We start from the raw sequence: 12,335 nt of genomic DNA, 5'->3' as shown, positions 1-12,335 counted from the left end.
AGGAAGCCATGCCAGGTTTTACAATTATCGTGCTGGACAGCGTAGGGGTCGGAGAGCTTCCGGATGCGGCAGAGTTCGGAGATACAGGAACCAATACGCTGAAGCATGTGGACGAGTACAGAGAAGGGCTGAATATCCCGAATTTAAAGCAGCTTGGGTTGTATAATATCGAGGGAACAGGACTTACGGGGATCAGGGCTCCCAAAGGGTGCTTCGGAAAAGCAGCAGAGTTGGGAAAGGCAAAGGATACAACGAATGGACATTTCGAGATTGCCGGGCTGACCGTGAAGACGCCGTTCAAAGTATTTGGGAAATCTTTTCCGCCGCGGATTATAGAGGAGCTGGAGCGGCGGATTGGGACGAAGGTGATTGGGAATTATCCGGCGTCCGGTACCGAGATCATCAAAGTGCTGGGAGATGAGCATGTAAAGACCGGGTATCCGATCGTATATCTATCGGCTGACAGCCTGATGCAGATTGCGATGCATGAGAGTATCATCCCTTTAGAGAGACAGTATGAGATCTGCCGGATTGCCAGGGAGCTCCTCACAGGGGATGACACGGTAAGCCGTGTGATCTGCAGGCCGTTTACCGGCGAAAGCGGTAATTATTACCGCACGGAAAACCGCAAAGACTTTTCCGTAGACCCGCCGGGGTATACAGTTTTGGACCTCCTGAGTGAGAAGGGGAAAGACGTGATCGGCGTCGGGAAGATTGAAGACATTTTCAACAGGCGCGGCCTGACGGAGATCAATCACACGAAGAACAACAGAGAAGGCATACAGGCTGCCCTGTCTTATCTGAAGACAGGATTTGACGGGCTTTTATTTGTGAATCTGGTTGATTTTGACATGCTTTACGGACACCGCAATAACCCGCTGGGATATGCTGAGGCGCTGGAGTATTTTGATACCTTTGTACCTGAGATGGTCAGCCTTTTGAAGGAAGATGATATTCTCCTGATCACGGCGGACCATGGATGTGACCCGACAACGCCGGGAACAGATCATACAAGGGAGTATATTCCGATTGTCTTATACGGGAAGCGGCTGAAAGCAGGAATCGATATAGGAACCAGGAGTACCTTTTCAGACATTGCGGCGACCGTTGCAGAATATTTTGGCTATGAATTTCAGGCGGGTACCTCTTTTCTGAAGGAGATAGAAAGGTAAGGTAGGAAATATGGATAGTTTTGAATTTATGTCACCGACGAAGTTTATCCTGGACAAGGATGCAGATCAGCTTTGCGGGCAGGAAGTTAAGAAGATATCTGATAAAGTGTTATTTGTTCATTACGGAGACGGTTATATGTATAAGTCCGGGCTCCACGCAAGGATTATTAAGGCTCTGGAGGCGGCGCAGGTTACGTATTATGAGCTGCCAGGGGTAGAACCGAATCCGAAGGTCGGGCTGGTCCGGGAGGGCGCAGCGCTTTGTAAGGAGCATCAGATCGGCTGCGTATTGGCAGTTGGGGGCGGCAGCGTCATTGACACGGCTAAGGCAGTTGCCCTGGGGGCAAAGTATGACGGCGATGTGTGGGATTTTTACAGCAAGAAGGCCGTTCCGGCTGAGGCGCTTCCGGTAGGCACAGTCATGACACTTCCGGCGACAGGAAGCGAAGGCAGCAATGGAAGCGTGCTGAATAATCCGGAAACAGGCGAGAGCGCGGATGTCATGGCAGATTTTTTAAGGCCTTCATTCACCTTAATGAATCCCGATCTGACGCTGACGATACCGAAAAGACAGACCGTATTTGGCATTATCGATATGTTTTCTCATGTACTGGAACGGTATTTTTCAAGCTCTGTGGATGTGCATCTGACAGACTATATGTGTGAAGGTGTTATGAAGGCAATTCTGGTCAATGCCAGAGCGCTGATGGAGAACCTGGATGATTACAATGCCAGGGCAGAGTTCATGTGGACGGCTATTGTAGCACACAACGGGCTTCTTGCAGCCGGAAGGAATCAGGACTGGGCGACGCATACGATCGGCGCACAGCTGAGCGCGCAGTATAATGCGGTACATGGTTCGACCCTATCCGTGCTATTTCCATGTTGGGCGACGTACGTATACAAAGAAAACCTTCCGAGATTCGTACAGTTTGCGAACCGCGTGTTTGACGTTGAGATAGATTTTTATGACCAGGAGAAGACCGCTTTGGAGGGAATCCGCAGATTGAAGGAATTTTTCCAATCCATGGGTGCTCCCGTGACATTAAAGGAAATCGGAGTCGAAAGCGATGAGAAGTTCCGGAAGATGGCAGAAGATGCATGCAGGTTCGGCAATATCGGTGGGCTGAAGGTTCTGAATGCCGATGATGTGGAAGCAATTTACAGAATGGCACAGTAGGGTGGGTATATGAAGTATGAAATAGGTATCAGCGGGGCAGTTATTGTCTCGGCGCAAAACCGGTACCGGCCGTTTATCGGTTCGGTAGGCGTGTCCGGGGACAGGATTGCGGCCGTTATGGAAGGAAAACTAAAAAAGGAAGACTGTGAGGTCTGGCTGGATGCCGATGGAAAGATCCTGATGCCCGGACTTGTCAACGGGCACTGCCACGGGGACATGACACTGGCGCGAGGGCTGGGGGATGATATGACTTTGCTGGAGCAAAACCATAAGTTTGCTGATACCGGGTGGTTTTATACCCTGATTGACGACGAGGACAGGTTCTATTCCCGGCAGCTCACCTACTGTGAGGCGCTGCTTTCCGGTACCACATTTATCATGGAAAATATGTACTGGGGGCTTAAAGAAGATTCTGTCCGTGCGATGAAGGAGGTTGGTATCAGAGGAGCTCTGGCGGAGGATGTCCGGGTAGATTTTCAGAAACCGGATGAGCTTATATCAGAACAATTTCTTACAGAGTTTATCAGAGTGTGCAAAGAGAATGATTTTGTTCCTGTACTGGGTGGGATTTCGGAAGAAGACTATGATACGGAGAGGCTGAAAAGGATTCAGGCGATCGCAGACCGGCACAAGATATTGCTTACCTGCCATTTAGCGGAGAACACATGGCGGCAGGAGATTGTAAAAGAGAAGTACCATGGGACGGCGATTGCATATCTGCATCAGAACCGGCTGCTGAATCCGGGCGTAATCGGCTCCCACGTCGTCTACGCTTCCGAAGACGAGGTAATACAGCTTGCACAGACGGATACAAAGGTAGTGAATACGCCGCTGTGCGAGATGAAGATTCAGGACGGCATCGCGCCAATTCCGGAGATGGTCAGGCGGGGCGTTACCGTATGCCTGGGTACAGACGGGGCAATGTGGAACAACTCTAACGATATTTTCCGGGAAATGAAAGGGATGTCCCTGCTCCATACGATCCACAAAGGAATCCGCAGTCTGAAGAAGACGGATATTCTGGATATGGCGACAATCAACGGGGCAAAATGCTTTGGACTGGAAAACGACTATGGAACCATCGAAGCAGGGAAGAAGGCAGATTTTATTCTAATCGAGACTAGAGCTCCCCATATGCAGCCGATGCTTCTGGGGGAAATGGAGACGGTAACGTCCGCTCTTATCTATAATGCAACAGGCCGTGACGTAACGGATGTTTTTGTGGACGGAAGGCATGTAGTAGCGGATGGGGTATTGCAGACAATAGACGTAAAGGATGTCATGGAAAAAGTGCAGAAGACTTCGGAAAAAGTAGGAAGGGCACTTTCTTCATAGAAAAAAGAAAAGGAAGGAACATATTATGAAAAAACGAGTATTGGCAGTTATGCTGGCAGCAGTGATGGTGATTGGACTTGTGGCAGGATGCGGAAAGAAAAACGAACCTGCGGCCTCAGACGGGAAAGATGATGGGGGAACGAAGCAGTTAAAGGTTGCGCTTGTTGTAAACCAGAAGTTCGGCGACAAAGCCTCCATGGATGACCTCGCAAAAGGCGCGGATCAGGCGGCAGAGGACTTTGGAGTTGAGATTAAAAAGCTGGAGTCTGCGGAGGCTTCCAAATTCGAAGAAGACGTGCGTGCAATGTCCAAGGCAGGTTATGACTTGATCGTAACTACATACGGCTACATGACAGACGCAACAAAGCTTGTTTCAAAGGAATATCCGGATACCAAGTATGCGGCAATCTTCCAGACCATCAATGACGGCAGTGAAAAGTATGAAAATGTATGGGATACGGAATTTCACGGCGAAGGCGCTTTCTACCTTGGCGGATATATTGCCGGAAAACTGACAAAAGCGAATCACGTAGGCTTTGTTGTAGGCGCAGAGGAGCCGACGCCAAATGCGGAAGGCAATGGTTTTATGATGGGTGTAAAGGCGGCCAATCCGGATGCCACTGTTGAATTTTCTTATGTAGGAAGCTATGAAGATCCGGCGAAGGCAAAAGAAGTAACGAGCGCAATGATCTCAAAAGGCTGCGATGTCATCCAGACAGACTCAGGCGCTTCGAATGCAGGCGTAGTTGAGGCATGTAAAGAAGCAGGCATCCTGTGTGCAGGTGAGATCAGCGATTACTATGATACATACGATGGGTTCTATGGCATTGAAGGCATTGGATTTGGAGACACCGTATACAAAGCAATTGAAATGCTGGAGAATGGAGAATATCCTGGCGGAGAGCACGGAATCCGTGACCTGACAAACGGCGGATACTTTATGGATTGGGATTCATTCAACAGATTCGCAGACAGTAACGACGAGTATAAAGATGTAATGAAAGCAGCGATTGAAGAGGCACAGAAACTGGAAGAACAGATTAAGGACGGCTCCTTAGAAATTCCATTCAATACTGACGTGCCGAATTGGGAAAAAATTAAATCTTCAGCAGAATAAAACGAAATCGGCAGAGGCTGCCCCTTAAGCTGCAGTTACAGGCAGCTTAAACAGGGCGGCTTCTGTAAGATAATAAAACAGATAAACGAAGCATTGTTAAAGGAGAGTCAATCATTATGGAAGAAAACATGAACAAAGCATCCGCACCAAAGGCAGAGAACGAAGGGGTATATCATCTACAGCTCAAACCAGGGGATGTCCCGCCGTACGTGATTCTGCCGGGCGCTCCGGAAAGAACTTTAAAAATTGCGAAAAATTGGGAGGATGTGAAGGAAGTCGCATCCTATCGGGAATATAAAACAGTTACGGGAAAATATAAAGGGATGGATATGGCGTGCACTTCCACAGGCATCGGCGGGCCAAGTTCCGAGATCTGCCTTCACGAGCTGAACACACTGGGCGTGCACACCTGCATCCGTGTGGGGACGACGGGATGTATTGTACCGCAGTTCGATCTGGGAGATCTGATCATCCCGGTTGCCTGTGTCAGAAAAGACGGAACCTCTGCCACTTATGTAGAGCCCGAATTTCCGGCGTTTGCAAATACCTATGTGGTCATGGCCCTTATGGAGGCATGCGAGCGTCTGGGATTCCGTTACGGACTGGGCCTTGATTACACGGTCGGCTCTTTCTACATCGGACAGGGACGTCCCCTGAATGAGGATGGAAGCGGATACTGGCCTTCCTTTGCAGAAAAGATTATCCCGGATCTGCAGACTGCCGGTGTGACGAACATCGAGATGGAGACCTCCGGACAGTTCGTGGTAGGTTATCTGCACGAAATGAGGATGGGAGCGGTTCTTTCCGTAATTTCCAACAGGGTGCTGGACCGCTGGGGCGACAATGGCGGAGAAGAGAAGGCATGTCTGGCAGCGGCCGAAGCGATGAAAATACTCAAAGAGTGGGATGAAACAGGCGAAGTAAAACTGAGCGTGAAGAAAAATCAGGTATAGATACGAAAAGACCAAATCTATGGTGGATGAGCAGAAAAGGTAACAGTTCAGGTCTGCCTGGCCTGTTGCCAGAAAAGGAAGGATAATATGGCAGTAGCGGTTGAAATGTTGAATATATCGAAATTCTTCCCCGGCGTTGTGGCGAATGATAATGTATCCTTAAGCGTGAATGAGGGGGAGATACTTGGACTGATCGGCGAGAATGGCGCCGGCAAATCGACGATGATGAATATGCTGTATGGGATGATGGAGCCGGACCTTGGTGTAATCAGGCTGTCAGGGAAGGAAGTCCGAATCCAGTCTCCGAATATGGCAATTAAACTGGGGATTGGAATGGTACATCAGCATTTCATGCTGATGCCCAATTTAAGTGTTTTACAGAATATTATTTTAGGAAAGACACCAACTAAAAATGGGTTGATTGATACAAAAGAAGCAAAGGAAAAGATCCAAAAGATAATGGATACCTACGATCTCCCTGTAAATCTGGACGAAAAGATATACCAGCTGTCTGTCGGAGAAAAGCAGAGAGTGGAGATTATTAAGGCGCTGTACAGAGAAGCCAGAATCCTGATTCTGGATGAACCGACAGCCGTATTGACGCCCACGGAGACAGACAAGCTTCTGGAGGTGCTTAGGCTTTTGAAGTCAAAAGGCTGTGCGATCATCTTTATTACACACAAGCTCCGCGAGGTCATGGCAATCACCGACAAAATTGTAGTTATGAGAAAAGGCCTTGTAACAGGAACTCTGGATACCTCTGAGGCGAATACGGAGGGGCTTTCCGATATGATGGTCGGAAGAAAAGTAAACCTGGAGATTGAACGGCAGGCGTACCAGCCAGGAGAAGAGGTACTGGAAGTCAGGGACGTAAGTGCCTTGAACCAGAGAGGGCTTCCGGCACTGAATGGGATCAGCTTCCATGTATCCAGGGGCGAGGTTGTGGGTATTGCAGGTGTAGAAGGCAATGGGCAGACAGAACTGATCGAGGTTGTCTCAGGCATGCTAAAGCCCACGGGCGGCCAGGTTATCTTCGAGGGCAAAGATGTAACGGCGCAGAATGTACGCGAGCGTAGAGAAGGCGGCATGTCCCATATCCCGGAGGACCGGCTGAAGATGGGCAGCGCGGTCAACTGTACCATCAGAGACAATCTGATCCTGAACAGGTACTATCAGAAGCCATACTGCAAGGGCGGCATTCTGGACAACAAAAAGCTTCACGATTTGTCGGAGGATCTGTGCAAAAACTTTGACGTTAAGACGCCGGATTCCGATTATAAACTGGGGACGCTTTCCGGTGGAAATATGCAGAAGGTGATCTTTGCGCGTGAGATGGAGGCAGACCCGGATCTGCTGATTGCGGCACAGCCTACCCGCGGGGTGGATATCGGAGCCATCGAATCAATCCATCATAAAATCATAGAAGTGCGGGACTCTAACCGGGGCGTGCTGCTGGTCAGCGCGGAATTAGACGAGATACTTTCTCTGTCGGACCGGATCCTGGTAATGTACGAAGGAGAGATTATGGCAGAATTCAAACGTGGAGAAGCAGATGAGCGTACCATTGCAGTCTATATGACAGGCGCAAAGAGACAAGGCGGTGATGACGATGAAAAATAAAGAAAACAACAGAATATTATCCGCACTGGGCGTCGTAGGAAAACAGGTCAGCCTGATTGTTATTGCGCTGATTCTTGCAACAATCTTCCTGGCAGCTTCCGGTTACGAGCCACTGGCGATTGTAAACGGAATTATGGACGGGTTGACCCTGGATATCGCCGGCACGATCCGCTGGGCGACACCCCTGATTCTCTCCGGCCTTGCAATCTGCGTAACTTACAAGGCAGAGGTTTTCAACCTTGGTGTGGACGGGCAGCTCTATATGGGGGCGGCGGCAGCAACGGCGGTAGCAGTAAATATCCCGGAATCAATGAACCATTTGGCGGCGCTGGTGCTTATCTTCCTTTCCGCCATGCTGGCAGGAGCGTTGTTTGCAATGATACCGGCGCTGATGAAGGTGTTCCTGAACACGAACGAAGTGGTATCGACACTGCTTTTAAACTTTATCGCAGTATTATTTGTAGAATATCTGGTAACGGGCCCATTGCGTGACCCGGAGGCTGGGACGAATCTCAATGCCAGCGCTATTTTGAAAGAAAATACATGGCTTCCGCGTATTTCGTATTTCGAGCCCTCCTCTGCAAATATCGGGTTTTACATAGCAATCATAGTTATGATTATTTTAACATTTATTTTCTTTAGGACGGCCTTTGGGCACGAGATTAAGGTAGTCGGCTCTAACCCGGTCCTGGCGAAATACGCCGGAATGAAGCCAAAGAAGACGATCCTTCAGGTCATGGCGATGAGCGGAGCTATCGCGGGGATTGTCGGAGCGGTTGAGGTGACAGCGGTACAGCACAGGCTTCTGGCGGGCTTTAACCCTGATTTTGGATTTGACGGAATCGTAGTATCACTGCTGGCAAATAACAATCCAATCGGCGTGCTGTTCTCTGGTATTTTCTTCGGCGCCCTGAAGAACGGCGGAATCAATATGGAACGTATCACAGATGTGCCGTCAGCGGTAACAGAAATCGTAACGGCAATTATATTTATTACAATCAGTGCGAAGTTCCTGCTCCCGAAGTTAAAGAAAAAAGCAGCCAAAAAGACACCGGCAAGTGAAGGAGGTAAATAGGATGAATTTAGCAGTTATTTCTGATACATTGGCATCGATGATACGAATTGCCACTCCTTTGATGCTGATGGCCTTAGGCGGTCTTCTCTGCCAGCGGGCAGGCGTTTTCAACATCGCGCTGGAAGGTTTCTCACTGGTAGGCGCATTTGCCGCCATTGCAGTTGTGCAGTTTACAGGTGGAAGTGTTTGGACAGGACTGATCGGGGCGATGCTGATCGGCGCCTTGTACAGCGCGTTGTTCGCCCTGTTTGTAACAAGGTTCAAGGCGGATAATATTATAGCCAGTATCGCCATGAACATGCTGGGCGCGGGGCTGACCTCATATCTCTTACGGGCGATGTTCGGGGTGCAGGGAGCTTACACGCCGGACAAGATTAGTAAGCTGGAAATGATTAATATTCCTGTCATCAAAAATATCCCGATCCTGAGCTGCATCAGCGGACAGAGTATTGTGACTTATTTTGCTATCGTGCTGATCATCGTGATCTATATTATGTTGTTCAAGACGAAGATGGGCTTAAGTATCTGTGCGGTTGGGGAGTCCGAGATTGCAGCGAAGACCGCAGGCATCAAGCCGGCGGTTGTAAAATGGCAGGTCATCCTGATCTCGGGCGCATTGTCAGGGCTTGCGGGGGCATATCTGTCCACAATTTCTGTTTCCCAGTTCTCCGAAGATATGATTCAGGGAAGAGGATTTAATGCCTTTACGGCACTTGTTTTCGGAAATGCACATCCGATATTCTCTTCACTGGTAACACTGCTCTTCGGGCTTGCAGATGCAATCGGAATCAGAATTGAGCTGATGGGAATGAATATTTCACCTTCTATCATCAAGATGTTCCCATTCATTTTCGCGATTCTTGCATTGGCAATCAGCTCTTATACGACAAAGCTGAAGATAAAAGGCGTGATTGGACATAAAAAGAAAAAGGAGAAAACGGCATGAATAAGCAAATAGAGAAATTAGCAGTGAATGCAATCCGGGTTCTGTCCGCGGATATGGTGCAGAAAGCAAATTCCGGGCATCCGGGGCTGCCTTTGGGCGCCGCCCCGATTGCATATGAAGTATGGGCGCATCAGATGTCCCATAATCCGGAGGATCCCCAATGGATCAACCGGGACAGGTTTATCCTGTCGGCTGGGCATGGCTCTTCCATGTTATATTCCCTCCTGCATTTATTCGGTTATGGGGAACTTGGAATTGATGATCTTAAGAACTTCCGGCAGTTGAATTCCCTGACTCCCGGCCATCCTGAATACGGCCATACAGCCGGCGTAGAAGCGACGACAGGGCCGTTAGGCGCCGGGCTTGGCATGGCGGTGGGGATGGCCATGGCGGAAAAGCATATGGCGGCAGTGTTCAACAGAGATGGATATCCCGTCTTTGACCATTACACATTTGCACTCTGCGGAGACGGCTGCCTGATGGAGGGAATCTCTTCGGAGGTCATGTCTCTGGCAGGCACATGGGGGCTGGGAAAACTGATCGTCCTGTATGACTCCAATTCCATCACAATAGAAGGGAATACAGATCTTGCGTTTACAGAAGATGTGGAGAAGCGGTTCGAGGCCTTTGGATTCCAGGTTCTTTCCGTGGAGGACGGGAATGATCCGGTGGCAATCGGAAAGGCAATTGAGCAGGCCAAGTCGGAAAAAGAGCGTCCCTCCTTTATCAGAATAACAACCAGGATCGGGCATGGTGTGCCGGCAAAAGAAGGAAAGGCCAGTGCACATGGCGAGCCGCTGGGCGAGGAAAACGTTAAGATTCTGAGAGAGTCACTCGACTGGCCGCTGGAGGAAGCATTTGCGGTACCGGAGGAAATTTACGAACATTACCGGTCGCTGGCGCGTGCAGGTGCTGGAAAACAGTATTTCTGGCAGCAGATGTTTGAGGAATATGGCAGTAAATACCCGGAACTGAAGGCAATGCTGGAAACATATTATGACTTTGACGCAGCATCCGGTCTTCTTGACGATGAGGCGTTCTGGGCAGGAAATGGAAAAGCTGAGGCCACGAGGAGCATTTCAGGCAAGGTGCTGAATGCTGTCAAAGACCGGCTTCCGAACCTGATTGGCGGCTCCGCCGATTTAGGCCCGTCAAATAAGACCGTTATGAACGGGGAGGCAGATTATTCCGCTGAGTGTCCCGCAGGCAGGAACCTTCATTACGGCGTCAGAGAACTTGGGATGACGGCGGTGGCTAACGGAATACTCCTGCATGGCGGACTGCGTACCTATGCGGCGACCTTCTTTGTGTTTGTGGATTATATGAAGCCGATGCTGCGCCTTTCTTCTCTGATGGGCCTGCCGTTGATTTCGGTATTGACCCACGACAGCATCGGAGTAGGGGAAGACGGACCTACCCACGAACCGGTGGAGCAGCTCACCATGCTCAGGTCCCTTCCGAACATGCATGTGTTCAGGCCCGCGGATGAAGTCGAGACAAAGGCGGCCTGGTATTCGGCGCTGACCTCCGCACACACACCGACCTGCCTGGTGCTTTCCAGACAGAATCTTCCTGCGATTGAGCAGACTGGCAGAGACGCGCTGCGCGGGGGATATATCCTTAAGAAGGAATCCGGTGAGGCAATCGATATGATATTCATGGCTACAGGTTCAGAAGTCAGCGTTGCCCTGGAGGCGGCCGGCATGCTGGAGCAGGACGGTATATCAGTCAGGGTGGTAAGTATGCCGTGTATGGATCTGTTCGCGGAACAAGACGAGGCATATCAGGAAGAGATACTTCCGAAAAGCGTTGCAAAGCGCGTTGTAGTTGAGGCCGGCAGCAGCATGTCATGGGGAAAATACGCCGGTATAGACGGCTGTTATGTGACAATGGATGAGTTCGGCGCATCGGCGCCGGCGGGACAATTATTCGAAAAATATGGATTTACAGCCGACGCTGTGGTAAACTGTGTACGGAAAAAGTACCCGCGGGCGTAGAATTCATGATATAATGTACACAGAGCGTACATTATATCATTGCGCATTAAGCAGTTTCTGCGGTTCCGCAGAAAGCTGCTGCGCATCCGCCGGAGGCGCCGTGATATATGTTCAGCGGGGAATATTGTAGAGTGAGAGGTATTTCTTTTGAGTAAAAAAGAGGATAGATTAAACCGGTTAATTGAAATATTGAAAAGGCAGAATGGCGCTACGATCCGTGATCTGGCACAGATGCTGGATGTATCAGAGATGACCGTGCGCAGAGATTTGGACGCACTAAAGGCGAAGAACGTGATACTGGACATTCCGGGTGCAGCGGTCCTGAATACCCAATATACATATGAAGGGGAAGACGATGCATATCAACTCTCTATGGCAACCCGATCACATGCGAAGGAAAAGGAGCGGATTGGAAAGTTTGCCGCTTCCTTAATTAAACAGGATGACTGCGTGATCATTGATAACGGCTCTACGGTGGAATATCTGGCGGATAGTATTTCGAAGGATATGAAGGTGACGGTCTTTACCTGCAACTTGAATATTTTAAATAAGATCTGCAGTAATCCCAATATTTCTATTATTTTTGGCGGCGGCTATTATCATCCGGATACGACCTTGTTTGAGTCGGCGGAAAATATCACGCTGATCAAAAATATCAGGGCCACAAAGGTCTTCGCATCGGCGGCGGGAGTCCATGACACAATGGGGGTAACCTGCATGAATAATTATGAGCTGGAGATTAAACAGACGATTATCCAGTCGGGAGCAGAGAAGATCCTGCTGGTAGACTCCAGCAAGTTCGGGATGATTAAGCCCTGCTTTGTGACAGATCTGGATATCTTTGACCGGATCATAACAGACACGAACCTTTCAGCGGAATGGGTACAACTGATCCAGGAGAAAGGGATAGAATTGGATATGGTGTAACGGGAACGGGCAG

General features: G+C 49.5%; 10 protein-coding genes. All 10 read left to right on the top strand.

Going from position 1 to position 12,335, the window contains the following annotated elements; translation table 11 throughout:
* The first annotated feature begins 8 nt into the window (after positions 1-8).
* The 10 genes from BN1938_RS19140 (at position 9) to BN1938_RS19095 (ending at position 12,322) form a co-directional block, all read left to right on the top strand.
* Positions 9-1,172, top strand: a complete 1,164-nt coding sequence (locus BN1938_RS19140; protein WP_050642062.1) for a phosphopentomutase — start codon at positions 9-11, stop codon at positions 1,170-1,172.
* Between the two features lie 10 nt (positions 1,173-1,182).
* Positions 1,183-2,352: an iron-containing alcohol dehydrogenase gene (locus BN1938_RS19135; protein WP_050642061.1), complete on the top strand. Its 1,170-nt coding sequence runs from the start codon at positions 1,183-1,185 to the stop codon at positions 2,350-2,352.
* A gap of 9 nt (positions 2,353-2,361) precedes the next feature.
* A complete protein-coding gene (locus BN1938_RS19130) occupies positions 2,362-3,687 on the top strand; it encodes an amidohydrolase family protein (protein WP_050642060.1) in 1,326 nt (441 codons plus the stop codon).
* 25 nt (positions 3,688-3,712) lie between these two features.
* Complete coding sequence (locus tag BN1938_RS19125; protein ID WP_242843891.1) at positions 3,713-4,804, top strand: BMP family ABC transporter substrate-binding protein; 1,092 nt, start codon at positions 3,713-3,715, stop codon at positions 4,802-4,804.
* Positions 4,805-4,920: 116 nt separating this feature from the next.
* Positions 4,921-5,757 (top strand): nucleoside phosphorylase, encoded by an 837-nt coding sequence (locus BN1938_RS19120; RefSeq protein WP_050642059.1) that lies wholly within the window; start codon positions 4,921-4,923, stop codon positions 5,755-5,757.
* An 87-nt stretch (positions 5,758-5,844) separates the two neighbouring features.
* The gene (locus BN1938_RS19115) at positions 5,845-7,377 is read left to right on the top strand and encodes an ABC transporter ATP-binding protein (RefSeq protein ID WP_050642058.1); all 1,533 of its coding nucleotides are present in this window, start codon (positions 5,845-5,847) and stop codon (positions 7,375-7,377) included.
* Positions 7,367-8,452: an ABC transporter permease gene (locus BN1938_RS19110; RefSeq protein WP_050642057.1), complete on the top strand. Its 1,086-nt coding sequence runs from the start codon at positions 7,367-7,369 to the stop codon at positions 8,450-8,452. The genes BN1938_RS19115 and BN1938_RS19110 overlap by 11 nt, the downstream gene beginning before the upstream one ends.
* Position 8,453: 1 nt before the next feature.
* Positions 8,454-9,398, top strand: coding sequence for an ABC transporter permease (locus BN1938_RS19105; protein WP_050642056.1), 945 nt, complete (start codon positions 8,454-8,456; stop codon positions 9,396-9,398).
* On the top strand, positions 9,395-11,395 hold the full coding sequence (gene tkt, locus BN1938_RS19100; RefSeq protein ID WP_050642055.1) for a transketolase: 2,001 nt from the start codon (positions 9,395-9,397) through the stop codon (positions 11,393-11,395). Before BN1938_RS19105 ends, tkt begins: the two co-directional genes overlap by 4 nt.
* A gap of 147 nt (positions 11,396-11,542) precedes the next feature.
* Positions 11,543-12,322 carry a DeoR/GlpR family DNA-binding transcription regulator gene (locus BN1938_RS19095; RefSeq protein ID WP_050642054.1) on the top strand — a complete coding sequence of 260 codons (780 nt, stop codon included), beginning with the start codon at positions 11,543-11,545 and terminating at the stop codon, positions 12,320-12,322.
* Positions 12,323-12,335 lie beyond the last annotated feature (13 nt).

Source organism: Eubacterium sp. SB2 (assembly GCF_001244405.1).
Lineage (GTDB): Bacteria > Bacillota > Clostridia > Lachnospirales > Lachnospiraceae > Faecalicatena > Faecalicatena contortus_B.
The sequence above is the reverse complement of the archived record's forward strand: the minus strand, read 5'-3'. Positions and strand labels throughout refer to the sequence as shown.